Annotated in this window: 24 protein-coding genes; 12 read left to right on the top strand and 12 right to left on the bottom strand. The window is 68.3% G+C overall.

Features of this window, described 5'->3' with window-relative positions:
• The 3 genes from ACFXN1_RS42850 to ACFXN1_RS42840 form a co-directional block, all read right to left on the bottom strand.
• Nucleotides 1-227 (bottom strand): hypothetical protein (locus ACFXN1_RS42850; RefSeq protein ID WP_379445637.1); only part of this gene is annotated, 227 nt, incomplete at its 3' end.
• A 108-nt stretch (nt 228-335) separates the two neighbouring features.
• Nucleotides 336-1,958, bottom strand: a complete 1,623-nt coding sequence (locus ACFXN1_RS42845) for an MFS transporter (RefSeq protein WP_379445636.1) — start codon at nt 1,956-1,958, stop codon at nt 336-338.
• A 207-nt stretch (nt 1,959-2,165) separates the two neighbouring features.
• A complete protein-coding gene (locus ACFXN1_RS42840; RefSeq protein ID WP_379445635.1) occupies nt 2,166-3,773 on the bottom strand; it encodes a family 20 glycosylhydrolase in 1,608 nt (535 codons plus the stop codon).
• Nucleotides 3,774-3,858: 85 nt separating this feature from the next.
• Here ACFXN1_RS42840 and ACFXN1_RS42835 point away from each other — a divergent pair, with 85 nt between their 5' ends.
• From ACFXN1_RS42835 to ACFXN1_RS42810, 6 genes are all read left to right on the top strand, one after another.
• Nucleotides 3,859-4,458 (top strand): TetR/AcrR family transcriptional regulator, encoded by a 600-nt coding sequence (locus ACFXN1_RS42835; protein WP_379445634.1) that lies wholly within the window; start codon nt 3,859-3,861, stop codon nt 4,456-4,458.
• A 632-nt stretch (nt 4,459-5,090) separates the two neighbouring features.
• Entirely contained in the window at nt 5,091-5,846 is a 756-nt protein-coding gene (locus tag ACFXN1_RS42830) for a hypothetical protein (RefSeq protein ID WP_379445632.1), read from the top strand.
• Nucleotides 5,846-6,583 (top strand): hypothetical protein, encoded by a 738-nt coding sequence (locus ACFXN1_RS42825; RefSeq protein WP_379445631.1) that lies wholly within the window; start codon nt 5,846-5,848, stop codon nt 6,581-6,583. Before ACFXN1_RS42830 ends, ACFXN1_RS42825 begins: the two co-directional genes overlap by 1 nt.
• Nucleotides 6,584-6,707: 124 nt before the next feature.
• Entirely contained in the window at nt 6,708-6,980 is a 273-nt protein-coding gene (locus ACFXN1_RS42820) for a hypothetical protein (RefSeq protein ID WP_379445630.1), read from the top strand.
• A gap of 147 nt (nt 6,981-7,127) precedes the next feature.
• Nucleotides 7,128-8,132 carry a saccharopine dehydrogenase NADP-binding domain-containing protein gene (locus tag ACFXN1_RS42815; RefSeq protein ID WP_379445629.1) on the top strand — a complete coding sequence of 335 codons (1,005 nt, stop codon included), beginning with the start codon at nt 7,128-7,130 and terminating at the stop codon, nt 8,130-8,132.
• An 11-nt stretch (nt 8,133-8,143) separates the two neighbouring features.
• Entirely contained in the window at nt 8,144-8,992 is an 849-nt protein-coding gene (locus ACFXN1_RS42810; protein ID WP_379445628.1) for an NAD(P)H-binding protein, read from the top strand.
• Here the strand turns inward: ACFXN1_RS42810 and ACFXN1_RS42805 are convergent.
• From ACFXN1_RS42805 to ACFXN1_RS42780, 6 genes are all read right to left on the bottom strand, one after another.
• A complete protein-coding gene (locus ACFXN1_RS42805; protein ID WP_379445627.1) occupies nt 8,979-10,631 on the bottom strand; it encodes a sulfatase-like hydrolase/transferase in 1,653 nt (550 codons plus the stop codon). The genes ACFXN1_RS42810 and ACFXN1_RS42805 overlap by 14 nt on opposite strands.
• Before the next feature lie 63 nt (nt 10,632-10,694).
• Nucleotides 10,695-11,552 (bottom strand): class II fructose-bisphosphate aldolase, encoded by an 858-nt coding sequence (locus ACFXN1_RS42800; RefSeq protein WP_379445626.1) that lies wholly within the window; start codon nt 11,550-11,552, stop codon nt 10,695-10,697.
• Entirely contained in the window at nt 11,549-12,499 is a 951-nt protein-coding gene (locus ACFXN1_RS42795; protein ID WP_379445625.1) for a hexose kinase, read from the bottom strand. Before ACFXN1_RS42795 ends, ACFXN1_RS42800 begins: the two co-directional genes overlap by 4 nt.
• Nucleotides 12,487-13,644, bottom strand: a complete 1,158-nt coding sequence (locus ACFXN1_RS42790) for an N-acetylglucosamine-6-phosphate deacetylase (RefSeq protein WP_379445624.1) — start codon at nt 13,642-13,644, stop codon at nt 12,487-12,489. The genes ACFXN1_RS42795 and ACFXN1_RS42790 overlap by 13 nt, the downstream gene beginning before the upstream one ends.
• Nucleotides 13,641-14,579 (bottom strand): ROK family protein, encoded by a 939-nt coding sequence (locus tag ACFXN1_RS42785; protein WP_379445622.1) that lies wholly within the window; start codon nt 14,577-14,579, stop codon nt 13,641-13,643. The genes ACFXN1_RS42790 and ACFXN1_RS42785 overlap by 4 nt, the downstream gene beginning before the upstream one ends.
• Before the next feature lie 13 nt (nt 14,580-14,592).
• Entirely contained in the window at nt 14,593-15,546 is a 954-nt protein-coding gene (locus ACFXN1_RS42780; RefSeq protein WP_379445621.1) for an SIS domain-containing protein, read from the bottom strand.
• A 158-nt stretch (nt 15,547-15,704) separates the two neighbouring features.
• Here ACFXN1_RS42780 and ACFXN1_RS42775 point away from each other — a divergent pair, with 158 nt between their 5' ends.
• From ACFXN1_RS42775 to ACFXN1_RS42760, 4 genes are read left to right on the top strand one after another with little or no spacing between them, the layout of a single operon-like run.
• Nucleotides 15,705-16,946, top strand: a complete 1,242-nt coding sequence (locus ACFXN1_RS42775; RefSeq protein ID WP_379445620.1) for an extracellular solute-binding protein — start codon at nt 15,705-15,707, stop codon at nt 16,944-16,946.
• A 59-nt stretch (nt 16,947-17,005) separates the two neighbouring features.
• Nucleotides 17,006-17,842: a carbohydrate ABC transporter permease gene (locus ACFXN1_RS42770; RefSeq protein ID WP_379463902.1), complete on the top strand. Its 837-nt coding sequence runs from the start codon at nt 17,006-17,008 to the stop codon at nt 17,840-17,842.
• On the top strand, nt 17,839-18,663 hold the full coding sequence (locus ACFXN1_RS42765) for a carbohydrate ABC transporter permease (RefSeq protein WP_379444582.1): 825 nt from the start codon (nt 17,839-17,841) through the stop codon (nt 18,661-18,663). The genes ACFXN1_RS42770 and ACFXN1_RS42765 overlap by 4 nt, the downstream gene beginning before the upstream one ends.
• Nucleotides 18,660-19,451, top strand: coding sequence for a DeoR/GlpR family DNA-binding transcription regulator (locus tag ACFXN1_RS42760; protein ID WP_379444580.1), 792 nt, complete (start codon nt 18,660-18,662; stop codon nt 19,449-19,451). Before ACFXN1_RS42765 ends, ACFXN1_RS42760 begins: the two co-directional genes overlap by 4 nt.
• A gap of 11 nt (nt 19,452-19,462) precedes the next feature.
• On the opposite strand, the gene ACFXN1_RS42755 is transcribed toward ACFXN1_RS42760, so the two are convergent.
• Complete coding sequence (locus tag ACFXN1_RS42755; protein WP_379444579.1) at nt 19,463-20,260, bottom strand: DUF1460 domain-containing protein; 798 nt, start codon at nt 20,258-20,260, stop codon at nt 19,463-19,465.
• A gap of 101 nt (nt 20,261-20,361) precedes the next feature.
• Between ACFXN1_RS42755 and ACFXN1_RS42750 the strand changes: the two genes are divergently transcribed.
• Nucleotides 20,362-21,105 carry a class I SAM-dependent methyltransferase gene (locus ACFXN1_RS42750; RefSeq protein ID WP_379444578.1) on the top strand — a complete coding sequence of 248 codons (744 nt, stop codon included), beginning with the start codon at nt 20,362-20,364 and terminating at the stop codon, nt 21,103-21,105.
• Nucleotides 21,106-21,133: 28 nt separating this feature from the next.
• Here ACFXN1_RS42750 and ACFXN1_RS42745 read toward each other — a convergent pair whose 3' ends face one another.
• Both ACFXN1_RS42745 and ACFXN1_RS42740 read right to left on the bottom strand, forming a co-directional pair.
• A complete protein-coding gene (locus ACFXN1_RS42745) occupies nt 21,134-22,609 on the bottom strand; it encodes an AIM24 family protein (protein ID WP_379444587.1) in 1,476 nt (491 codons plus the stop codon).
• Between the two features lie 163 nt (nt 22,610-22,772).
• Complete coding sequence (locus tag ACFXN1_RS42740; RefSeq protein WP_379444576.1) at nt 22,773-23,405, bottom strand: TetR/AcrR family transcriptional regulator; 633 nt, start codon at nt 23,403-23,405, stop codon at nt 22,773-22,775.
• Between the two features lie 108 nt (nt 23,406-23,513).
• On the opposite strand from ACFXN1_RS42740, the gene ACFXN1_RS42735 reads away from it, so the two are divergent.
• A complete protein-coding gene (locus tag ACFXN1_RS42735) occupies nt 23,514-24,887 on the top strand; it encodes a flavin-containing monooxygenase (protein ID WP_379444575.1) in 1,374 nt (457 codons plus the stop codon).
• Nucleotides 24,888-24,911: the final 24 nt, after the last annotated feature.

Raw genomic sequence — 24,911 nt, 5'->3', positions numbered from 1 at the left:
GAGGGCAGGCTGGCGGAGGGGTCCCGGTCGTCCATCGACCCGCCCCGGACGCCGGAGGGGCCGTCCGACATGACGATCGACCGCAACCCGATGGCGGGCTCGGCGGGCAGCGACCAGGGCGATTCGCCGCTCAGGAGCCGCACTTTCTGTTGCGTCGTCAGCTTGTCCAGCAGCGCGGTCAGATGCGCTTCCAGATCGGGCGAGTCGGCGGGCAAGGGGTGATTCATCTCTTCTCCGGTGTGAGGTCTTGGTTTTCGGAATCGGAGTTCCTGCCGGTGCCGAGTGGGGCTGCTCCTTCCGGCAGCAGCCCCACCACGCAACAGCGAGTGGCGTTCTCACGCACCCGGTTCACCGAGCGCGGCTCGGGCGGGGCGCACAAGCAACGACAGGACCAGCGCGGCGAGCGCGGTCGCCGTAGCGAACCAGATTCCCAATTCGAAGCCGCGGTCAGCGAACACCCCGGGAATCGGGCTGAGCAGGGGCGGCATTCCGGGGACACGCACACTGGCCGCCATCGGGTGTGCCGCTGTGAAGGCGATGACAATAGCGACGCCGATCGCCGTACCCACACCCTGGACCAGGGTGAACATGCCGAAGCCGGCACCGGTCTGCTCGCGCGGCACCGTCTCGGCGACGAGAACCGGTGCGGCCGTGTAGAAGAAGCCGAGCGCCAACCCGAAGGCTGCGTTGGTGAGGGTGAGAATGTCCCAGGTATGCGATCCGGCAGCCTCGACAAGTGCGATCGCAGCGAACAGCACCGCGGCGGACAACAGCGGGAGCCGGGCGCCGAGCCGACGCGCCACGAGGGCGCCGATCACGCCGAAGGCAATCGTGATCATGCCCTGCAGAAGCGCGATACGCAGGCCGTACTCGTGCGTGGTGAAGCCACTGCTGTAACTGAATCCTGGGACGAGGCTCACCTCGACGGCTTCGGGCGGTAGGAGCATTCCGCTGGCCTGTGCGACCTTCGCGAGCGTGCCTGCGACAACTCCGTTTTCGATCTCGGCCGGGCTGGGCGTGCGGGCCATGTAGGTGATCGCGTAGGTCTGGACACCGATCGTGCACGATGCGAGCAGTCCCACCGCGAGCAGCAGGCCGAAGCGAGGCCGGCGCAACACGCGGGGATCGATCAGCGGCGCGTTCAGCCGCGGCTGCGCGAGGACGAACAGGGCCAGCATTGCCAGCCCGCTGACCAGCCAGGCCAGGCTCGCGGGTCTGGTCCAGCCCCAGTCCTGTCCCCGGTCGACATAGACCATCACCAGTGCGGCGCCGACCGTGACCAGAACCGTGTCGGTGAGGCCGAGACGCTGGCGCGCAACTGGTTTCGAACCCGGTACGGCCACCACGACCAACGGGATCATCACCAGCGTGAACGCCAGCGACAGCCAGAATGCCGCGCTCCAGCCGTGCGTGCCATTGAGCCAGACGGCCAGCGGCGCGACGGCCGTGGCGAACCCGGATCCGGCGGCGATCGCACCGAACCCGAGTGCGGTGTCGGTGCGCGGCAGCAGATCCCTGACCAGCCCGTAGGCAACGACTCCACCCGCGACCGCGAAAGACTGCAGGCAGCGGCCGAACAGGAAGGCCGTCCAGCCGCCGGCCAGCGCGCAGACCAGACACCCCGCCGCGAACAGCGCGCCGCAGGTCACGAAAGTCTGCTTTCGGCCCCAGCTATCGCCGATCTTGCCGATCAACGGTGCGGCGGCGGCTCCGATGAGACCGGACACGATGATGGTCCAGGCGGTATTCGTGCCACTGCCCGGGAAGACGGCCGCGATCTTGTCCAAGGCGGCTGCGGCCATCATCGTCTGGATCGGCGCGATCTCGCTGAACAACACGATCAGCACCAATGCGATGAACACTCGGGCTCGGGACAAGCCGGCGGGTCGGCTGCTCGCCCCGGGTGCTTCCGGCGGATCGGCGCCGTCGGCCGGCTCGACAGTGGGAGTTGTGGACATACCAACCCCTTTCGGGAATTCAACTGACGACAAACGCGTGACATCACGCAAGTGGAGCGGCGAATGGGATGGTCGCGCCGGAAGGGCGAAATTTACCGCGCTCATGTCGTCTCGACGAACTCAACTACCAGATGAGCTGAGTGAGTGAATTATGGCACAAGAGGGGATTGGCGTCGGTGAATTCGAGCTTTTCTCGAATAGCGCCTCTCAGCTATTGCCCGGCGCGTCGATCCAGGGTATCGATGACGCCGTGAACCAGTTCCATCCGCGGGCATTCCACACTCTCGAATGAGTGGCGAGACGCTGCCGGTAATCGGGCCAGTCCGCTCTGGCGAGGGCGCGCCAGGATCGTTCACCCACACCGGCCAGTCGCGGAAGGAGGAGGAGCTCCAAATCCTCACGCCCAGTGACCGTTTCGCACCATGCGGCGCCCTCGAACCCAACCAGCTGGGCGTCCAGGTCGACACCGGGAAGCTCGTCTTCGATTTCCCAATTCACCCCATCCTCGATTGAGGTCGGCGTATAGGCGGACATCCCGAGGCGGCTTCGAGCGTGTTCGTGGCTCGGGTCGAGGGCCGAATCCGCGAACGGGCGGTCCAGGTAGAAACGGGACGTCGGTGACGCAATGATATTCGCGCCCAACGCGAGTGCTCGCTGAAGATCGGTCCGGCCGCGCTCCAAGTTTTCTCGCACCACATCGACGAATTCCGGGGGAATGAGTTCTTCCAGGCGTTGCGACCCCAGCATCTCGTCCACTTCGGTCAGGCTCATCCAATATTGCACGGTTTCTCTGGAGGAGACTTCGGTGCGAGCCATCTCCTGCCATCCGATGACGTCCTTTCCCTGCTCTCTGACAATCGCTGCAGCCCGCTCGAGAAACGCGATGTGAGCCTCGGCCCGCATGCCGAACGCTTCGTCTCCACCAATGTGAATGAAGGCCGAGGTCTTGAACTGGTCGGCCAGCACCGCCACCACGTCCTCGACGAACAACCACGTTCGGTCGGCCGCCGGGTCGAGGTAGACCGCGCCGCTATGACCTTCCGGTGCCGACCCCAACTCGGGATACGAACGAATCGCGGCTGCGCTGTGACCCGGCATATCGACCTCCGGCACCACGGTCACGAAGCGGTCCGCGGCGTATTCGACCAGCTCGGCAATGTCCGCGCGCGTGTAGAAGCCCCCTGGACGGCCTTCGGCAGCTCCAGCGGCGCCGACCGTGAGTAGTTGTGGCCACCCGGGAACGTCGAACCTCCAACCTTGGTCGTCGGTCAAATGCAGGTGCAGCACGTTGAACTTGTACAGCGCCAGCATGTCGATGACCCGTTTCACCGTGTCCACATCATGGAATGTCCGGGCCACGTCGAGGGTCAGCCCCCTCCACGAGTAGTCGGGCACATCGCGGATCGACAGCGTTGGGATGCGGGCCGCCCCTTCGGTCAATGTTGCTGCGGCCAGTTGGCGAAGTGACGTCAAGCCCCGGTGAACAGCTTCTGGGCCGGGGCCCCAGACCACCACGCCGTCATCATCGACTTGAAGCCCGTGCCTTTCGTCCGCCGAGGCCAAGCCGTCGGCGCGGCCTCCCCGGGGCCGGGGCAGATCGTCGAGTCCAAGGTCGTCGAGCCGCACACGCAGCGCCGCTGAGGGCGAAGGATCCACCGTCACGCGCAGTCGGATACCGGTATCGGCCCGAAGCTCGTTCGCGAATCCCTCGGCGACATCGCGGAGTTCGGACGAATCCACCGCCACGGTCATGCCGTCCTCCAGCACGAACCGGCCAGTGCCCGGCCGGTGTTCGTATGTCTTCGGAATGATCAAAGCTGCTCCCTTTCGCTATCTAACACGTGTAAGATAGCGTGAGCATAAGGGTGACGAGGCCCGCATCGCAACGAGGAGGGCAATTGTGGCCAAACGTATGACACCGGAAGCTCGGCGTCTGGAAATTCTGGCCGTTGCCCGTCAGACCATCGCCGAACAGGGGATTCGGGCCTTGTCGATCCGCGAGCTCGCGCGCCGCTGTGGCATGTCCGCACCCGGACTGATGCACTACTTCCCCGACATGCAGGCGTTGCTGGTCGCAGTACTCGATGAGCGCGACAGGACGGATTCGGCCGCTGTGTCCGACCAAGCCGGCGGCAAGGGGCTGCTCGGACTGCTCGACGCCGGGGTCGACTACTACAGCTCGCGCGCTCAGGAGTCGAACAACTTCGATGCGCTCGAGGCGGAAGCTCAGGATCCTTTTCACCCCGCGCACGCGTATTTCGCCGACCGATTCGACCGAATGGTTGAAACTGTTCGACCGTACGTAGCGGATGAGTCCAGCGATCCCGACGACTTGTTCAGGGTCGTCCGGCTGATCCTCGAAGGCTCTCGGGCCCAAGCTCTTCGCGGCATGTCCCTCGAAGAACGACTCGCGGACTGGCACGCGGTGCGCAGGGTGCTCTTGGCGCACCTCGGTGACACAGCCTCGCGATCCAGCCAAGTATATGGTGAGCAACCGTGAGGGTTGACACAGCGACCTCGGTAACTGAACTCGGCACTCGAAATCGATTCACCGGCAGCACGACACGAAGCACTTTCGCGCTCCCGCTGTTGCAGATCTGTTCTTGTGGCCCCGGAGTCTGGGGCAGAAATCCCTACCATGCATCAAACGAGGCCGCCCCGAATTTCGAGCTACTGCATTAGACAACTCCTGCGCCGGCTCGGGGCGCGCATGCTGGTTCCGCCGCTGGGCACACGGTCCACCACAATTCCCTTCACCGTGCCCCGTCGCGATTCACGATGGTGTGACGCGCTGGCGTGAGCACAGTGTGAATTAGCTTGTTCAACGTCGGCTCGATTGGCGGTCTGGCGCTACCAATCCTAGGAGGTAGATCGGTCTTCTTATAATCATTACGTGTTCAACGATTGGTGTCGGCTGGCAGATGGGTGCCAGTCGGCACTTATTCGTGTTTGTGTCTAATTTTCGAAGCAAAATGATTCTCCCTGTCTTTCCGAAATCTCCCCAATTCGCCGACCGTTATGTAATCTAGGTCATCGGCGCGACTCCGAACGTGCAGCCGATTAGGCGCTGCGCATCACCAGTTTCTTCTGTCTGCAGTCGCGCCATTTTCTCAACCGCCTAATCAAATCGGAATGATGAGGATCAAGATGAAGCTCTATAGGCGAATGAGCCCTGTGGTGATTGCCGCCGTGATGGCAACGGCCGGAGTCGCCGCGTCCGGTAACGCCACCGCGTCGCCGGAGTCTGCTGCCCCCGCGGATTCGATGCATTACCAGGGAGCGATCGTCGGCGACAGTGTTGTTGCGACCGTCGGGGACGGGGAATTCGTGCAGGACGCGGACACCGAGACCGTCTCGCTGCACAACTCGTCGGGGGCAACGATTGATTCGACGCCCACGGCCTACGTTCTCGACGGACAGCGCTACCCGATCGCCACGCAGATCTCGGCCGATGGCCACACGTTGCGGCTGACTCCGCAAATGCCGGCGAATACTGGCGGGCCGGCGGTGCGCCCGGTCGCCTCGCCCTTGGAAAACCAGCTGGCGATGAACGACCTGATCAACTCGGTCGGCTTCGGTTTGTCCGCCGGCACACTGGTCGGGACGATCGTCGGCGCTGTGGTCGGTGTCGGTGCCGGACTCGCTGTTGCCGGGGCATCGTGTCTGGTTCTCAGCATCGGCTGCGTGCTGACGGTGGCGCCGCTGATGACGATGATGGGCGCGGCGGGCGGAGTCGTCGGTCTGGCGTTGGGCGGCGCTCCCGGACTGCTCCAGGGCATGTGGAACTACTACACCACGATGCAGGCCGCTCCCGGGCAGAGCCAGTACGCGTCTCAGCTACCGGGGCTGGCAAAGCCGGCCCCCGAGCAGCAGGAGGCCGGACAGTGATGATCCGCAAGGCTGCCATCGTCACTGTGACGGCTGGATCGTTGCTGTCGGCGTCAACAGCGGCCATGCAACCGGCGTTGGCCGACCCGGCGAAACCAGCCGTCGTCGGGTACCGAAGCGAGGTGTCCGAAGAGCAGGTCATCACCACGATCGACGCAGGCACCTTCACGCCGGCTGCCGATGGCGGATCCATCGTCGTTTCCGACGATGCCGGGCAGGTCGTCGGCCAGGTGCCACTTGCCTTTGCCCTCAACGGAATCCGATACGACATCCGGCACAACATCTCCGCGGGCGGTCGAACTCTGGACCTCGCCCCCGATCTGGCGAGCGCGCAGCCGATCGCATCTCCGCTGGAGAATCAGCTCGCTGCCAACGACAGCCTGGGTCAGTTCGGCATGGCGCTGGCGCTGGGGCCGCTCGCAGGCGCGGCCGCCGGAGCCATCGTCGGTGCGGTACTTGCGGTGGCGACGTGCGCGGTTCTTGCGGTGGGCTGCCTGGTGACCGGATTGCCGATTATCGGGGTATTCGCCGGTGCTGGTGGACTAGCGGGCACGATCCTGGCCGGACTGGTCGGAGGCGGGTACAGCGGATGGAATTACCTCAATACCCTGACCGCCCCACCGGGACAGAGCAGTTACGCCAAGGACGGCGCGGGCACCGACGGCGCCGGAATCCCCGACTCCCCATTGCGATTCCCGCGGCTGCCCAGCGGTTCCTCTTCAGGCAGCAGTAAGTAGCGGACATCAGCGGGCGTCAATTTCTTCCGCCCAGCTCGGCGCTGCGGCCCAGGGGCCGCTGCCGCCACGGCACAGCACGGCCTGTCTCGACTTTCTGGTAGACCACCGGAAAGTCGAGACACGGGTGTCGGGCACATCGGGAAAATGCACTACCGCATCGTGTGCGGTCGCCGACGAGGGCTCCGGCGACCGTGCCGATCACCAGCCCGGCCAGGGTGTTGCGGGTCGGGCCGCTGGCGAGTTCGCCGAGGGCGCGTTGTTCTTCCAGCGGGGACACGATCTCTGCGTCGGCGCGCCCCTGGCCCGCCTCGAGGGCCGGTTGGCCTTCACCGCACTGCTGCAACGCTTTCCGGACATCACGCTGGCCGTCGACGACTCCGAGCTGCGGTGGCCGTGAGCCTGCGTGCATGACCTGGCTGCGGGGTCCGGAGATCCGGGAATCGAAAATTCCCCGGCGACGAGCGATGACTTTTCGTCGGCGCGGCGGTCTATATACGTGAACTGACGTTCGAATTGTCCGTCGAGTCAAAAGAGTTGATCTTTCATGACCGTATTCGCCATCTATGGAGCCACCGGTCACACCGGTCGCCTGGTCGCCGCCGATCTCACCGCACGGGGAAAAGAGGTGGTGGTGTCCGGGCGGGATCCGGATGCTCTTGCTGCCCTGGGTTATTCGCGGGTGATGCCCGCCGCGCTGGATGATCCGGGGGCATTGCGAGCGCTGGCCGAGGCCGCCGACGTGATCATCCACTGCGCGGGGCCCTTCGCCACCACCGGACTGCCGGTAGCCACCGCCGCCGTCGAGGGCGGTTGCCACTATGTCGATCACGCGGTGGAGGTGCACCACGTCAAGCGGCTGTTCGACAGCTTCACCGAACCCGCGCAGCGCGCCGGGATCACCATGCTGCCGAGCGTGAGTTTCTATGGGGGACTGGGTGATCTACTGGCCGGTGCCGTCGCACGCGGGATCCCCGACATCGACCGGATCACGGTGGCCTACAACGTCACCAACTGGATGATGACCCACGGCGCGGTGGAGACCGCGCGGCTGCTGTTCGCCGACACCGATCGCATCGGCTACGAGGACGGCGAACAGAGGCACGGATTCGTGGAACCGCGACAGGCGATCTTCGCGTTCCCGCCGCCGGTCGGGCCGCGGCCCATGATCGCGCCGGTGCCGTTCCCGGAAGCGGTCACGGTGCCCCGGCACACCCGCACCAGAGCGGTGGAGGCACAGCTGACCTCGCGCACCTTCGAGGAGGAGCAGGCCTTCGCCAGTGAGCAGGTGGACGCGGCCGCCCGCGCCGCGAGCGAATTCATGATCGCCGCACAGGTTCTCGCGCCCGGCGGTTCCGCGGCCGGGACGCTGACCGGCCGGGACCTGTGGTCGGCGGCCGCGCTGGCTTCGGTGGAAGCCGCGGTGCGGCTCACCGACGGCGGCGCCAAGAGCGGAGTCGCCAGTCCCGGTGAGGCTTTCGACGCCGTGGACTTCCTGACCGGCCTCGTCGCACGCGGGGCCTTCGAACTGCGGTTGCCGGCGACGGCGTGAGGAGCAGAGCAATGGAACCGATTCTCGTCACTGGCGCGGCCGGTGGAAGCCAAGGCGGTACCGGCAGGCTGGTCGCCGAAACCCTGATGCGCGCGGGCCTGCCGGTGCGTGCTTTCGTGCACAGCGATGACGGCCGGGCAGCCGAGCTGAAGGATCTCGGCGCGGAGGTCGTCGTCGGCGATCTGCGCGAAATTACCGCCGTGACACCCGCCCTGCAGGGCGTGCGCCGGGCTTATTTCACCTATCCGGTGACCGCCGGAATGATCGACGCCACCGCGGTTCTCGCGGCCGTCGGGCGGCAGGCCGGGCTGCAGCGCGTGGTCGCGACCTCACAGCTCGGCTCCGATCCGCAGGCGGGCACCCCGCACATGCGGCGGCACTGGGTGGCCGAACAGGTGCTCGACACCGCCGGCATCGGCGCGGTGCACCTGCGCGCGGCGGTGTTCTACGAGAACCTGCGGGTGGCCATCGGCGACCGCGGGGAGTTGGCGCTGCCGCTCGGCTCGCCCGACACCGTGCTGCCGCTCATCGCGGGCGCGGATGTGGCCGGGGTCGGTGCGGGCGTGCTGCGTACCGAGGGCCCGGTGGATCCGGTGCTGTGGCTGGCGGGCGAAATCATGACCGTCGGCGAGGCCGCCGAATTGTTCGGCGTCCCTTACCGGAACGTCGATCGGGCGGAGTGGTCGGAGTGGGCCATGACCGTCTACCGCGACGCGGTGGCCGTCGAGCACCTGACCCACCTCTGGACCATGTTCGCGGCCATCGGATCCGGTCACGAGCTCTTCCGCGTGACCGAATCCATCGAACGGTTCACCGGCCACCCGCCGATCACCCTGCGCGAGTTCGTCACTTCGGCGTGAGGAAGTCCTCCAGGAAGTTGCCCAGGCGCTCGGCGCGCGCGGCGATGCTGCGGTTGGACTGCACATAGTCGTCGATGCCCTGCTCCTGGGCGTCCTTCAGGTACCCGGGCAGCGGCTGCTGGATCTCGGTGTCGATGGCCTGCGCCAGCAGCTGTGCCATGGTGTCCCGCAGCGGATTTCCGCTCGCCGCCTGATTGTCGAGCTCCAGTCGGCCGTTCTCGGTGGAGTAGTCGTAGAGCTCGAACTCCTGCTCGGCCGACGTGTCGATCTGGATGCGGCCGTCCAGCCATTTCGAGTAGGAGGCGAACTTGGCGTCGGCCGTGCGCACCATGGCCACGTGGCCGGGCGCGTTGTGGTCGAACAGGATCGCCGCCTCCTCGATGGTGGACTCGTCGGTGGTGTGCGCGATCCACGGGCGTCCGGCGGCGGAGGCATTGCGGCACAGGGCGGCCAGGTCCAGGCGGCCGCGCAGATGCTCGTAGCGGTCGCCGGCCCGCCAGTCCGCGCCGCCGGTGGCGATGGTCAGCAGCAGGGGCGCGAGGTCCACGCTGGAGGTGAGTTGCGTGCGGGCGCTGGTGGAATCGGTGGGGCTGAGGTATCCGCGCGGGTCGTGCACGTACAGCGGCACCCGGATCGCCTCGTCGTAGGCGCCGCCGCCCTTGCCGTGCAACCCGTGCGATCCGGCGTAATCGCCGTGATCGGAGGTGAACACGATGACCGTATTGGCGGCGACGTCCGGTCGCGAGTACAGCGTGTCGAGCACCCGGCCGATCTGCCCGTCGACCTGCTGCTGCAGCCATAGGTACAGGTTGCGCATATCGATCCAGGCCTGGGTGGCCTCGGGCGTGCCGTAGGGTGCGAGCCCGAAGGCCACCACCGACGCCTGCACCAGTGCCATCTGCAGCCGCGGCTTGGCCGAAAGCTGTTCCAGCGATTCGAAATTCCCGGGCAGCTGGTCCATCCAGCGCGGCAGGTCGAGGTTGGCCTGGTCCCGGCGGGTCCAGCGCGGCCAGTACTGGATGTCGTGCGGATTCACCAGTGACACCGTGGTGCACCACGGCGACCCGCCGGAATCATGCTCGAACCAGTCCACGAAGTCGTCGACGATCTTCGGATCGGCCTGTAGCCCCTGCCCCGGCGCGCCGTTCGGCGACGGATAGGTGCCGCCGCCGAACCCGTAGGCGTCCAGCGCACCCGGCGTGCGATCCGGATAGTGGCCCAGATGCCACTTGCCCCACCAGGTCGTCTCGTAGCCCTGCTCGCGCAGCATGGACCCCCAGGTCGGGAAGCGCGGGGAGAGAGTGGATTCCGAGACCACCATGCAGCCGGTCTGGTGGCTGTAGAGCCCGGTGACCAGCGCGCCGCGGGAGGCGGTGCAGTCGTTGGCGGCGGTGTAGTGCTGCTCGAACGAGACGCTGCCGTGCCGGATGCGAGCCAGGTTGGGCAGCAGCTGATCCAGGGTCTGCTGATCGGGGAACCAGGCGGGTGCGCGCATCTCGTCGACGATGACGACGAGGATGTTCGGTTTGCCCGGGTCCACATCGGCTCGGGCCCGGGGTGCCGGTCCGGTCGCCGTGGCGGCCACCGCCGCCGTCACCGATGCCGCTGCTCCCGTCAGGAATCCGCGTCTGCCGAACAAGGGGCCTCCTACTGCCGAAGTGGCGATTCCCGGGCAGCGTAGGACAGTTCCGCGAGCCGATCGTCACGCGCGCGCGGGACCCGCCATCCCCCGTCCGGGGGACAGGACGCGGAGGTAGTGCTCGACCTCGTGCTGAATCGCGGTCCGGCCGGGGCCCAGATATCGGCGCGGGTCGGAGAGGTCCGGGTGTGTCGCGAGGGTCGACCGGACCGATTCGGCCAGTGCGATATTCAGGCGGGTCGCGATATTGATCTTCGCCATGCCGTGCCGGACGGCCGCGCCCAGGCCGGCGTCGGAGACGCCCGACGATCCGTGCAGTACCAGGGGGACCGGCAGTTTCGCGGCCAGGGCAGCGATCAACTCGGTGTCCAGCACGGCATCGCGGGTGCGCATGGCGTGGGCGGAGCCGACCGCCACGGCCAGGGCGTCCACCCCGGTCGACGAGACGAAGGCGACGGCCTCGTCGGGATCGGTGCGCACACCGGGGGTGTGGGCACCGTCCTTGCCGCCGATCGCGCCCAGCTCGGCCTCCACGTGCACGCCCCGGTCGTGGCACCAGGCGGTGATGGCCGCGGTGGCTTCGACATTGGCGGTGTAGTCGAGGGCGGAGCCGTCGTACATGACCGAGGTGATGCCGAGTTCCACCGCCTGCGTGATCAATTCGCGGGAGGTGGCGTGGTCCAGATGGACCGCGAGGGCGGCGGTGCTGTCGGCGGCCAGGTGCAGACAGGCGTGCGCGAGCGGCTTCAGGCCCCGGTGGTAGTGGACGGTGTTCTCCGAAATCTGGAGCACCGCAGGACGATTCGCGGACTCGGCGGCGGCGGCGATGGCCTGCGCGTGTTCCAGGGTGATGACATTGAACGCGCCCAGCCCGCCGGGACGGGCGGCGGCGAGCAGCTCGGGGAGCGGGACCAGCGTCACGGGTGGGACTCCGGGATCAGAGCGGTGACCTGGACGGCGGGGGCGAGGCGGTCGCGGAGCGTCAGGTCGATCTCGCCCGCCACCGGGATCACCACGGCCGCCGCGGAGGTCGCGACGGCATCGGTGAGCAGGGCGGGCCAGTCCGGCTCGCCCGGGGCGGCCAGCGCGCGGATCACAGCGGCCGCGGCGGCATCGCCCGCGCCGGTCGGATTGCCCGCCACCGGTTCCGGCAGCGTCGCGGACCAGGCCCCGAACGGCGTCACCGCGACCACGCCGGCCGGGCCGCGGGTGGCGACCACGGCGCGGACACCGGCCGCCAGCAGTGGACCGGCGGCGGCCGCCACGGCCCGCGGGGTCTCGGCGACCACGCCGGTGAGACGTTCCAGCTCATCCTGATTGGGGGTGAGCACGACACCGGGGACGGTGGCCGCGAGCTTCAGCGCCGGACCGTCGACATCGCATACGGCCGGCACGCCCGCCGCGACGGCCGTGCGCACCAGCTCGGCGGGCACCGCGTCGTCGACCCCGCCGGGCAGCGATCCGGAGATCACCAGCCCGCGCAGCTCGGGCAGCAGGAACGCGACGCGATCCAGCAGCCGGTCCACGGCGTGCGGCTCGTGCACGTATGCGCCCGGCTCCCACAGGCCGGTGGCGGTGCCGTCGCGGGATTCGCTGACCACCAGGGTGCGCCGGACCCACGGCAGGGCGGGCACGAAGTCGGCGGGGAATTCGGCGGCGGCCGCTGCGGCGAAGGTGTGGTCGGCGAATCCCGTTGCCCGCACACAGCTGCCGAGCTGGCACAGGATGCGGGTGACATTGATGCCCTTGCCGCCCAGGCGCTGCTCGACCGACAGCACCCGCTGCGCGCGCCCGCGTTCCAGGCGTTCGAGCCGGTAGGTCAGGTCGTAGGCGGGATTCATGGTGACGGTGAGGATCACGCCAGCCACCGTCCCCGCCGTAGCACCCGCCGCAGGTTCAGGTCGTCGTCGATCACCACGGCGTCGGCGTACAGGCCCGGCCGCAGGTCGCCGACCTGATCCAGCCCGGTGGCGTCGGCGGGGGTGGAGGTGACGGCCGCGACGGCGTCGTACAGCGGGACGCCGCACTCGCGCACCGCCCAGCGCAGGCAGTGCAGCAGCGTCGCGGTGCCGCCCGCCAGCGAGCCGCCCGGCACCCGGGCCACACCGTCGGTCACGGTGACCGGCCGCGGTCCCAGCCGGTACTGTCCGTCCGGCATGCCCGCGGCCTGCATGGCGTCGGTGACCAGCACCACGCGGTCGGGGGCAGTGGCGAAAACCAGTGCGCCGAAACCGGAATCGACGTGCACGCCGTCCCCGATGACCTCCACGAAGGCTTGCCGCTGGGCCGCCGCGACCAGGCCCGCCGCCACCGGCCCGGCCGCCCGATGATGCAGCGGCGGCATGCCGTTGGCGAGATGGGTGACCAGGGTGGCGGACCCCTCCGGGCTCAGCGCCGCCCGGAAGCGGGCGAAGGTCGAATCGCTGTGGCCGACGGCGACCACCACGCCGCTGTCGGCCAATTGTTTGGCGGCGGTGTCGAATCCGGCACGTTCCGGGGCCAGGGTCATGACCCGCAGGCTGCCCTCGGCGGCCCGCAGCAGACGGTCGATCAGCGCGGGATCCGGATCGATGAGACAGCCGAGATCGTGTGCCCCGCAGCGGGTCCGGGACAGGAACGGGCCCTCGATGTGGATGCCGGCGATGGCCCCGTCGGCGGCCAGCGTCCGCAGCGCGGCGGCCTGGGCCACCATGGTGTCGGGCGCCGCGGTCACCAGACTGGCCAGCACGCTGGTCGAGCCGTGCCGGTGATGGAAGGCCGCGGCCGCGCGCGCCTCCGCCGGATCCTCGGTGTCGAAACGATGGCCGAAACCGCCGTGGGTGTGGATGTCCACCAGGCCGGGGACGATCGTGCCCGCGTATTCGGGCGGTAGTTCGCGGTGGGTCGTGGCCCATTCGGTGGCCGGTCGCACCGTGGCCACCCGCTCGCCCCGGATCGAGACGACACCGTCCTCCAGCACCCCCGCCCGGGTCACCACCCGGCCGCGCAATTCGAGTCCGCGCCGGCCGCTCATCGCAGTTCGCCCGTCCGCGCCAGATGGGCCGCGCCGATCAGACCGGCCCGAATACCGAACTCGCCCAGTGTGACCCGGGGGACGGGTGCCACCCGCAGCAGGGCTGTGAGCCGGGCGTGCAGGCCGTCGGTGAGGACCGCGCCCGCACGGGCCAGGCCGCCGCCGATCACGATCAGCTCGGGGCAGCTCGCGTGCACGACACCCAGCAGGCCCGCGGCCAGCGCGTCGATGGCATCGTCTATTACCGCCCGGGCCGCCGGATCGGTATCGACGGCGGCGAAAACGGTTTCCGCGCCGGTGATTTCGCGGCCGGTGCTCGCGGCGTAGGCGCGGGCGATGGCCGGTCCCGACGCGAGGGTCTCGACGCAGCCGGTATTGCCGCACGGGCAGGGCAGCCCGTCGCGGTAGCGCACGGGGATGTGCCCGTATTCCCCTGCCTGCGCGAGGCCGAGCTGCCCGGCGGGGGCGCGTACCAGGCGGCCGCCCACCGACAGTGTGCCGCTGATGCCGGTGCCGAGGATCAGCACGCACACATCGTCGAGGCCGCGGCCCGCGCCGAAGCGCCATTCGGCCCAGCCCGCCACGGTCACGTCGTGGTCGATGAGCACCGGCAGGCCCCAGCCGTCGGCGAAACGATTGCCCACCTTCACGTTCCGCCAGCCGAGATTGCTACTGAACACCGCGATGCCGCGGTCGGAGTCGACCAGCCCGGGCAGGACCACCGCCGCCCGCGCCACCCGCTGCCGGTCGCCCGGCGGCAGGGCCGCCAGCAGCTCGCGGCCGAGCCGTTCGATGGCGTCGAAGGCGGCCTGGCCGTGCGGTGTCCCGACGGTTGCCGCGCAGCGGACGGCGCCGCCCGCATCGGTGATCTCGGCCTTGGTGGTGCCGCCTCCGACGTCCACGGCGAGCACTAGATCCGTTGCTGCGTCAGCCATCACGGCACACCCATCAGCTCAGGATGACCGATCGCGTCAGGTTGCGCGGCTGATCGGGGTCCAAACCCAGGTCGGCGGCCCGCAGCAGGCACAGCCGGTGCACCCGCACCAGCTCGGCCATGGGGTCGATGTCGCGCTGCTCGACATGCGCTCCGGTGGCGCGGATGTCGTCGGTGAGCCCGGGCGGCTGCGGGCCCAGCGCCCACACCACGCGGCCGGGTCCGGCAATGCTGATGGGGCCGTGGCGGTACTCGGTGGACAGGTAGGACTCGGTCCAGGAGCGGCAGGATTCGCGCAGTTTCAGCGCGGCCTCGTCGGCGAGTGCGGCGGCGAAATCCATTCCCACGAAAGTGATCTGCTCGGCATGGCGGATAACGTTCAGCGCATCGGGGTCGTGGTCGGCCAGCACGGCCCGGGCCTGCGCGATCACCGGGCGCAGATCCTCGCCGAGATGCCAGCGCAGCAGCGCCAGCGTGGTTGTGGCGAACCGGGTTTGGACCACCGACCGCTCGTCCACCTCGTCGATGAGGATGGGGTCGGCCAGCTCCAGCACCGGCGTGGCGGGGCTGGAGCTGATGACCGTGCGCGGAATCTCCTCGGGCAGTGCGGAGATGGCGTCCAACACCTCGGTGGTGGTGCCGGAGCGGCAGATCACCAGATAGCGGTCGTAGCCGCGGCCGATCCCCGCGAGATCGCGCAGCCGCGGATCGCCCGCCGGCCAGGCGTCGGTGAGCCCCTGCCCGGCGGATTCGCGCAGTGCCGCGAAGGCGCGGGCCATGAACAGCGAGGTGCCGCAGCCGAGTACGGCCACCCGTTCGCCCGAGACGGGCAGCAGGTGGCGGTGCGCGGCGGCGGTGGCTGCGGCGCGGGCCCAGTCGTCGGGCTGGGTGTCCACCTCGCGGGCGAGATGGGATCCGGCGGCCAGATGACTTGCGGGGATGGAGATTCGATTCGCCTCGGGCAGCACGTACCCAGGATCAACCCAGTGATCGTTCCTGTCAATTTTCCCGGTCAAACGATCACATTCGAGCAGACTTCGCGTTAGATTCGGACATACCGAATCGTTCGCTTCATTCATCATCCGCGATTCGAGTCGCAGGGTGTGCAGATTGAGGAGCCCTTGTCGTGAAACGTCCACTGCGCGGCGCACTTTCCTCGGTGGCGCTGCTGACCGGCCTGGTGCTGACGGTGTCCTCCTGCGGTTTCGGCGGGAGCAAATCCGACGACTCGGACCCCAATACGCTCACCTTCCTCGCGCCGACCTACAGCGACGCGACCAAGGCCGAGTGGGACGCCATCATCGCGGATTTCCAGCAGGCCAATCCGGATGTCAAGGTCAAACTCTCGATGGAGTCCTGGGATTCGATCAATGACGTGGTGCGCACCAAACTGCAGTCCAAGGGCACCACACCCGACATCCTGAACATCGACGCCTATTCGACCTACGCCACCGACGGCCAGCTGTACCCGGCCACCGATATCGCCGACCCGGCGGTGATCGCCGACATCCAGCCAGGCTTCGCGAAGAACGCGTCCATCGACGGAACCCAGTGGGCGCTACCGCTTTTCGCCTCCACCCGCACGCTGTTCTACAACACCGAGCTGTTCGCCAAGGCGGGCATCGGCGCACCGCCCCGGACGTGGACGGAGCTCACCGACGACGCCAAGAAGATCCAGGCTCTCGGCGGCGTCTCCGGGTACGGGCTGCCGCTGGGCAGCGAGGAAGCCCAGGGCGAGACCTCCATCTGGACCTTCGGCGCGGGCGGCACCTGGTCCGACGGCGACAAGGTCACCGTCGACACCCCGCAGAACCTCGAGGGCGTGCGGGCCATGAAGGCCATCGCGGATGCCGGTGCGACCGAACCGAATCCGGGCGCCACCAACCGGCTCGACGTCATCAATGCGTTCATCCAGGGCAAGATCGGCATGATCGAGGGGCTGCCGCCGACCATCAGCCAGATCGCCGCCAAGAATCCGAGCCTGAAGTACGCCACCGCGCCCTCGCCGACCAAGACCGGCGACCCGTCCACCCTCGGTGTGGCCGACCACCTGATGGCCTTCAAGAAGGACGGCACCAAGGCCGCGGCCATCAAGAAGTTCCTCAGCTACTTCTACTCCGCGGCCGTCTACGCCAAGTTCGTCAGCGGCGAGCACTTCATCCCCATCACCACCAGCGGTGCGGCCGCGCTCACCGACGATCCCGTCACGAAGGCGTTCGCCGCCACCCTGCCGGTCGCCAAGTTCTACCCGAGCAACAACCCGAAATGGGGTGCCGCACAGGGCGCCATCCGGCAGCAGATGGGCACGATCGCGCAGGGCAGCGACCCGGCCTCGGTGCTGCAGAAGATTCAGCAGGCGGCGAGTTGAGGGGCGTCGCCTCCCATCGATCCACGGCCACGCTGCGTGCGTTGCCGTGGATCGGCCCTGTGCTGGTCCTGATCGCGGCGGTGGTGGCCTACCCGGCCGGGTACATGATCTGGACTTCGACCCGTGACCTGAGCGCCTACGGGACCGACCGCGGCCCGGCCGGATTCGCCAATTTCCGCAGGCTGTTCGCCATCGACGAGCTGCCCGCGATCCTGGCGCACACCCTGGTGTGGGTGGTGGCGGTCGTGGTGATCACGCTGGTGCTCTCGGCGGGGCTGGCGCAGTTCCTGAACAAGGATTTCCCGGGGCGGACGGCGGTGCGGCTGGCCATCCTGGTGCCGTGGGCGGCGTCGGTGGTCATGACGACCACCATCTTCGACTACATGCTGGATCCGGATGTGGGGATCGCCAACCGGTTCCTGGTCGATATCGGGGTGCTGGACCGGGGTTTCGGATTCACCAAGGAGCCGGGGCCGGCGTTCCTGGTGGCCATCGGGGTGGCGGTGTTCGTGTCCGTGCCGTTCACGACCTACACGATTCTGGCGGGGCTGCAATCGATTCCGGCCGATATCGACGAGGCGGGGCGGGTCGATGGGGCGAGCTCCTGGCAGCGGTACCTGTATCTGACACTGCCGCAACTGCGTCCGGCCATGGCGGTGGCGACAGTCATCAACATCATCAACTCGTTCAACTCGCTGCCGATCCTGCAGGTGCTGACCGGCAGCATCGCGGGCTTCTCGGCGGACACCACGACCACGTTGACCTTCAAGCTGATTCGGCAGAATCAGCAGATCGCGACGGCGGCCGCCATGAGCGTGCTGAACTTCGTGCTGATCCTGGTGATCATCGCGATCTACGTGAAGCTGATCCGGCCCGCCGGTGAGGAGGCGCGATGACCCGGCGGCGGTGGGGGCTCACGGCCGTCGGCGCGGTGCTGGCGGCGGTGTTCCTGCTGCCGTATCTGGTGATGGTGCTCGGGTCGCTCAAGCCGCGTTCGGAGATCCTGCGGATCCCGCCGACCTACCTGCCGCGGCAGTGGCGGCCGGACAACTACGCCACCATGTGGCACACGCCGGAGACGCCGCTGCCGTTCAATCTGGTGAGCACCCTGGTGATCTCGGTGTTCGGGACGCTGCTGGTGCTGGTGGTGGCCGTTCCGGCCGCGTATTACACCGCGCGGCGGCGGTTTCCGGGCAAGACGCTGTTCCTGGGTCTGGTACTGGTCACCCAGATGCTGCAACCGACCGTGTTGGTGACCGGCCTGCTGCGCGAGTTCTTCACCCTCGGCATCAACGACACCTGGCTCGCCATGATCCTGGTGAACGGCGCGTTCAATCTGTCGTTCGCGGTGTGGATCCTGCACAGCTTCTTCGCCGGGGTGCCGGTCGAGGTGGAGGAGGCCGCCCAGCTGGACGGGCTGAACCGCTGGCAGATCCTGACCCGGGTGAGCCTGCCGCTGGTGTGGCCCGGCATCGTCACCGCCACCGTGTTCGCCTTCGTCTCGTGCTGGAACGAATTCGCCGCCAGCCTGGTCATTCTCACCACGCCGGAGAATCAGCCGTTGTCGGTGGCGCTCACCAAGTTCGTCGGGCAGTACGACGTGGCTTGGCAATATGTCTTCGCCATCTCTACCGTCGGCATCGTGCCCGTCGTGATTCTGTTCGCGCTCATCGAGAAGCGCCTGGTCGCCGGCCTCACCGCCGGCAGCGTCAAATGACCGCTCCCGCAGACCGTTCCCGGCGCTGGAATCGCCTGCTGGAACTGCTCGCCGACGCCGGCCGCCTCTCGGTCGAGGAAGCCGCCGCCCGCCTCGGCGCATCCCCCGCCACCATCCGGCGCGACTTCACCGCCCTCGCCGACCAGGGCCTGGCCACCCGCACCCACGGCGGCATCGTCGCCACCGCCGTCGCCTACGACCTCCCCGCCCGCTACCGCGGCAGCGCCGACGAGCCCAAACAGCGCGTCGCCGAACACGCTGCGGCCCTGATCGATCCGGCCGAAGTGGTGGCCCTCAACGGCGGCACCACCACCACGGCCGTGGCCCGCGCCCTGGCCGCCCGCCCCGACCTCCCCACCTCCACCGACCACGAACTCACCATCGTCACCAACGCCCTCAACATCGCCGCCGAACTGGTCCTGCGCCCCCACCTGCGCACCATCTGCCTCGGCGGCCTGGCCCGCCGCGAGTCCTACGAACTCCACGGCCCCCTGGCGGCCCTGGCCCTGGCCGAATTGCGTTTGGACACAGTAATTCTCGGCGTCGGCGCGATCTCCGCGGAGGGCGGCGCCCAATGCCGCCACCTCGACGAGGCGGGCATCAATGCCGAAATGGTCCGCCGCGCCCACCGCGTCATCGCGGTCGCCACCGCCGACAAACTGAACCGCACCGCCCTCGCCCGCATCTGCCCCATCGACGCCATCCACGTCCTGGTCATAGACCGCGAAGCCGACCCCACCGCCCTCACCCCCATCCGCGACGCGGGCGTCGAGGTGCACCTGGTCTGAGCGCGGCCGAATCAGTTCGGGCGCAGTACGACCAGGCCCGGGACCGTGGTGAGGTACTGGGTCAGGGGGGTGTCGACGACCTGGTTGTTGGCGGTCAGGGAGGAGGCGTTGCGGAACATCGGGCCGTTCGGGGTGCTGATGAAGATGCCCACGTGGGAGACGTCGAGGCCGGCGTCGGGGGCGTAGGCGCCGAGGTAGTCGCCGGTGTGGAGGGCGGTGATGACGGCGTTGTCGAACGAGCCGCTGGGGATGTAGGTGATGTCGCGGTCCACCACGGGGATGCCCGGAAGGTAGTTGCCGCCATCGGCTTTCGCGTTGAGGTGTTTGGTGACGGTGACCGCGGCGGGGGTGAGGGTGGGGGTGATGTCGGTGGCGGCGATGCGGTCGACGGCGGCCCAGTCGGTGAAGAAGTGCTTGCGGCGGGTGAATTCGACCTGGCCGTCGGCGTAGCGGGTGGCCACCAGGTTCTGGATGAAATCGGCGCGGGTGGTGGAGCGGCTCAGGGCCTCCACGTAGTCGAGGTAGGTGAAGCAGTCGACGCGGCGGAAGTCGATGACCAGCTGCTCGGGCTGGGTGGCGGAGCCGATGAGCATGTTCGCGCCGTAGGGGGTGCCGAGAAAGCGGCTGGAGAGCTGGGCGATGGCGTCGGTCCGGGTGCCCGTGGTCGAGTTGCGCACGGCGAGCAGTTCGTCCAGCTGCTGCGAGGTGGCCTCGTCGAGCGCGGGGGCGGCCATGGCCTGGGAGGGCAGCAGGGTCAGTGCGGAGACCAGCGTGACCAGCATCAGCAGTGTTCGGGTGACTGTGCGCAAAACCCCTCCATCGGAACGAGACGTGCAGATCGAACCTAACAGTCGGTTCCTGTCCCAGACAATCCTTTCGCTGCGCCGAATACCTGCGTAAGCTGCGCGGCATGATCGCGACCCAGTCGCCGCAGCAGCGCATCGTGGAACTGCTCCTCCCCGAATCTACCGTCGTCCACGGCTATCTCGATGTGCTCGGGGCGGAGACGCCTCCGGCCAAGGGCATCGGGCAGGCGGCCATGCGGGTGCCGCTGATCTCCCGCATCTACGAACCCATCTGGCGCGAGTTCTTCCGGCTCGCCATGGGACGCAAAGCGGTCGGCGTGCGCCGGGAGAAGCAGCGTGCGGTGGACTCGCTCGGGATCACCGAGGGCGCGCTGGTACTCGATGTCGGTTGCGGGCCGGGGCTGTTCACCAGGGCTTTCGGCCGGGCGGCGGGGGATTCGGGCCTGGCCGTCGGGCTCGATGCCTCGGAGTCGATGCTGGCGGAGGCGGCGCGCACCAATGCGGTTGGACCGGTTGGTTTCGTGCGCGGCGATGCGGGCCACCTGCCCTTCGCCGACGGCGCCTTCGACGCCGTGGCCTGCTTCTTCGCGCTGCACTTCTTTCCCGACGCGGAGGGCGCGCTGGCGGAGATAGCCCGGGTGGCCAGGCCGGGCGGGCGGATCGCGGTGACCGCGCTGGCCCACCCGCCGGTGCTCGACTTCCCGCTCTTCCGCGGCGTGGCCGGCATCGGAGGCGCGCGCAGCCTCGGCTACCACGTCGTGCCGGACGTCCTCACCGCCGCGGGCTGCGAGGTGACCGGCCGGAATTCATCCGGCGCAGTGCAATTCGTGACGGCCGTCAAGCGCTGAGCCACACTCTGATCCACGAACGGCGAGGTCAGCCGAGCAGCCCGCCGAACATGCCGCCCGACTGCCCGGCCTCCTGACCGCCGCCGGTGCCACCGATGAAACCGCCGGGCGGCAGCTCCGAGGGCTGCACGATGACGAAGCCGCGGCCCGAGAACGACAGGGTCAGGCCCTCGCCGGTGCTGCGGCCGATCAGGCGGCTGAAACCGAAGGAGTCATTGCGCTTGATGCCGGTCTGCAAGCTGGACGACCAGGCCACCGCGGCCTGCGGATCGGCATAGGTCGGCTGGTCGACATTCAGGACCACGGGGGAGCCGTGGGTGGTGATGGCGATCCGGCCGCGACCGGTGAAGACGCAGTTGAAGAAGCCCGCATTGCTGGCGTAACCGGCCGCGCCCTGGACCCTTTGGATGTTGTAGGACAGCGTGGAGTCGAAGGCCAGCACGTTCGCGCCATTGATGGTCAGGCCGTCGGTGCCGTCCAGGTCCACGATGTGCACATCGGAGGCGGCATTGGCCAGGAACAGATCCCCGCGCCCCGACACCTGCATGAGCGGCACACCCTCCCCGGTGAGCCGCTGCTGGATCGCCCGCCCGATCCCACCCGACCCGAGCGCCTTGAAGTGCAGCTCGCCCTGATAGGCCACCATCGATCCGGCCCGCGCCAGGGTCTCCCCGTCGACGGCCACCCGGATCATCTTGCCGCCCTGCTTCTGAATGCCGTAACCGCTGACCTCGGCATGATTCGGATGGAACAGCTCGCTCTGCACGGACGGAACTCCTTGTGGCGCGGAATGATTCGAGACGGGGGCCGCGGGCGGATAGGGCGGCGGCGCGAAAGACTGCGGGGCCATGGGCATCTGCTGCGGCGCGGCCGGCGGCTGGAATTGCTGGGCCGGCAGGGTGGGCGGCAACGGCATCGGCTGCGCGGCGGGATTGGGTTGTGTCGGCAGGTATTGCGCGGGTTGCGGCTGCTGCCGAGGTGGCGCGGCCGGTTGCGGCGGGAGGGCCTGCGCCGGAAGCGTCGGGGCGGGTGGGGCCTGCACCGGCGGCTCGGGGTCGTCGTCGATGGTCACGCCGAAGGCCTCGGCCAGTCCGGCCAGGCCGTTGTCGTAACCCTGGCCGACCGCGCGCACCTTCCAGGCGTCGCCGCGGCGGTAGATCTCCACGCAGACGACGGCTGCCTCGCTGGTCAGGCCGTTCATCGCGAAAGTCAGTGTGCCCGCGGGGGATCCGATGGCGGCGGTGAGCGTCCCGGCGGCGGCGAAGGTGGCGGGCCCGCTGCCGTCGAGGCTCGCGGTGATGGCGACCCGATCCACGTCGGCGGGCAGGGCGGAGGTCTGGACGTCCACCATGTCCCCGGCGCCGCGGCCGTGCCGGTAGACCACGCCGGGGCCGACCGGTTGGTTGAAGAAGATGAAGTCCCCGTCCGACCGCACCCGCCCGTTCGCGCCCAGGAGCAGCGCCGACACATCGACTGCGGCGGAACAGGTTACGGTGACCGTCATCCGGTCGGCGGGCGCGGGCCGATTCTCCCCGCGGGCGAGCGCCGTCACCACTGCACCTCACTGAAGGCGCGGACCCGTTCGGGCAATAGGCGATTCACGGCATCCAGTTTCTCGAATGCCCGAATCAATGGCTATCCGGGTATTCCCCCAGATGCGGCAGCGCTCACCCGCGCGAGGCCCGGAACGCGGGCAGCGCGGGGATCAGCGTCGCCGCGAAATCACGAATACGCTGCGGCGGAAAGGCTTCGGGATCGGCCAGCACCAGCCGTCCCGCCTCCCAGAACAACGCATACATGGTGCGAGCGGTGAGCTGGACATCCACCGCTGCCTCGCGCTCCGCCGGGACCGCCTCGCGCACGAAGGTTTCCAGCGCCGCGATGAATGCCTGCCGCCCGCGATCCAGCCGTCGCCGGAAGGTCGGGGTGCTGGAATCGACCAGCTGGAACACGGCCCGCCACCGATCCGGAGCGGCCTGTACCGCGGACAGGAAATGCTCGACGCTGTCGGTCATGGCCCGGACCGGATCCCCGAAGGAGGCCAGCGGCACGGCGGAAGCCAGCTGCGCCAGTGCCGCGGTCTCCTCGCGGTCCAGCGAGGCGCGCAGCAGGGCGTTGGAATCCTCGAACAGTCCGTAGATCACCGGCCGGCTGACACCCGCCTCCCGCGCCACCGTGTCGATGGACACCTTGTGAATGCCCTGCTCGACGATCACGCGCAGGACCGCGTCCAGCAGTTGTTCCCGTCGCTGCTCGGGAGCCATGCGCGGCGCGTATGCCCGGTTTTGACGTTCGGCCATGCTCGCCGTCCACCTCTCTGATCAGGGCCGGTCTTGACAACCGGCACCGCTGCGCAAATACTACACTCACTGTAGCTACACAAACTGTAGCTTTTCTGGGAGGTCGCAATGGCGCGTCGTTACTGCATCATCGGAGCCGGGTACACCGGGCTGGCCGTGGCGAAGGCATTCACCGATCTCGGCCTGGACTACGACCACGTCGAGGCCACCGATGCCAGCGGTGGCAACTGGTCGCACGGGGTGTACGACTCGACGTACCTGATCAGCTCGAAGGACGTCACCGAGTACCCGGACTACCCGATGCCGGACGACTACCCGGACTTTCCGAGCGCCGCGCAGATGCGCGACTATCTGCGCGCCTTCGCCTCCGAGTTCGGGCTGGACCGCCGAATCGAATTCGGCGCACTGGTAACCGATGTCGCGCCGCTGGACGAGTCCGGCACGGCCGGGTGGCGAGTCGAATTCGGGGGCGGCGGGGTACGCGAATACACCGGCGTGGTGGTCGCCAACGGCCATTACTGGGACATCAACATTCCCTCGTACCCGGGTGAATTCACCGGCAAGCAGATCCATTCCAAGCACTACAAGCGCCCCGCGGACCTGGACGGCTCGCGCGTGCTGGTGGTCGGGGCCGGGAACTCCGGCTGCGACCTGGCCGTGGAGGCCGCCGTCACGTTCGGGAATTCCGAGATCTCGCTGCGCCGTAGCTACTGGTTCATCCCCAAGTACGTCTTCGGGATCCCGAGCGGCAGATTCGACATCGGTTCGGTGCCGATTCCGAAACCGGCGCAGGAGGCCGTGTTCCGCTCGATCGTGACGCTGGGGATGGGCAGCTTCGGCAGCTTCGGGCTGGAGAAGCCCGCCCACCGGATCTTCGACCAGGATCTGGTGGTCAACCAGCAACTGCCGTACTTCCTCAAGCACGGCCGCATCGCGGTCCGGCCGGAGATCGCCCGATTCGACGGCCGCACGGTGCATTTCACCGATGGCACCAGCGGTGAATACGACACCATCGTCTGGGCGACGGGATTCCGGACGACCTTCCCGTTCCTGCGCGAGGGCCTGCTCGAGTGGGACCGCGGCCAGCCCCGGCTGGTCGCGCACAGTTTCGCGCCCGGTCTGGCCAACCTGTACTTCGCCGGTCTGGTGGCACCCCGATCGGGCGCGGGCATGCTGCTCATGAACGCCTCCCGTCTGCTCGCCGAATGCGCGCTGCTGCAACAGCGCCTGCGTACTCCGCTCGGCGACCTCTACGCACGCATCGCCGAGCCGTCCGGCGAGATCCTCGCGGGCGGACCGGAATTGCGCTGGGAGGTGCTGCGGGGCCGGTTCCTGGTGCGCGCCATGACCCAACTGTCAACCTTGCTCACCCTGCTGCCCGGCGCGACCGCCGCCGACGTGTCACCACCGCCCAGCCCGGCGCGCGATCTGCGGCGCGCCGTTCTGCGCCCGATCCTCGCCGCCGCCCGGCGCATCGCCTGACCTCCGATTCCCTTCCGTGACACC

The organism is Nocardia sp. NPDC059154 (genome assembly GCF_042755705.1).
Lineage (GTDB): Bacteria > Actinomycetota > Actinomycetes > Mycobacteriales > Mycobacteriaceae > Nocardia.
This window is presented reverse-complemented; position numbering and strand designations above follow the sequence as displayed.

Coding starts and splice junctions, on each gene's coding strand:
- ACFXN1_RS42845 (WP_379445636.1), bottom strand. CDS start 1,958: ATGTCCACAACTCCCACTGTCGAGCCGGCCGACGGCGCCGATCCGCCG.
- ACFXN1_RS42830 (WP_379445632.1), top strand. CDS start 5,091: ATGATGAGGATCAAGATGAAGCTCTATAGGCGAATGAGCCCTGTGGTG.
- ACFXN1_RS42825 (WP_379445631.1), top strand. CDS start 5,846: ATGATCCGCAAGGCTGCCATCGTCACTGTGACGGCTGGATCGTTGCTG.
- ACFXN1_RS42815 (WP_379445629.1), top strand. CDS start 7,128: ATGACCGTATTCGCCATCTATGGAGCCACCGGTCACACCGGTCGCCTG.
- ACFXN1_RS42810 (WP_379445628.1), top strand. CDS start 8,144: ATGGAACCGATTCTCGTCACTGGCGCGGCCGGTGGAAGCCAAGGCGGT.
- ACFXN1_RS42790 (WP_379445624.1), bottom strand. CDS start 13,644: ATGAGCGGCCGGCGCGGACTCGAATTGCGCGGCCGGGTGGTGACCCGG.
- ACFXN1_RS42785 (WP_379445622.1), bottom strand. CDS start 14,579: ATGGCTGACGCAGCAACGGATCTAGTGCTCGCCGTGGACGTCGGAGGC.
- ACFXN1_RS42765 (WP_379444582.1), top strand. CDS start 17,839: ATGACCCGGCGGCGGTGGGGGCTCACGGCCGTCGGCGCGGTGCTGGCG.
- ACFXN1_RS42760 (WP_379444580.1), top strand. CDS start 18,660: ATGACCGCTCCCGCAGACCGTTCCCGGCGCTGGAATCGCCTGCTGGAA.
- ACFXN1_RS42750 (WP_379444578.1), top strand. CDS start 20,362: ATGATCGCGACCCAGTCGCCGCAGCAGCGCATCGTGGAACTGCTCCTC.
- ACFXN1_RS42745 (WP_379444587.1), bottom strand. CDS start 22,609: ATGACGGTCACCGTAACCTGTTCCGCCGCAGTCGATGTGTCGGCGCTG.
- ACFXN1_RS42740 (WP_379444576.1), bottom strand. CDS start 23,405: ATGGCCGAACGTCAAAACCGGGCATACGCGCCGCGCATGGCTCCCGAG.
- ACFXN1_RS42735 (WP_379444575.1), top strand. CDS start 23,514: ATGGCGCGTCGTTACTGCATCATCGGAGCCGGGTACACCGGGCTGGCC.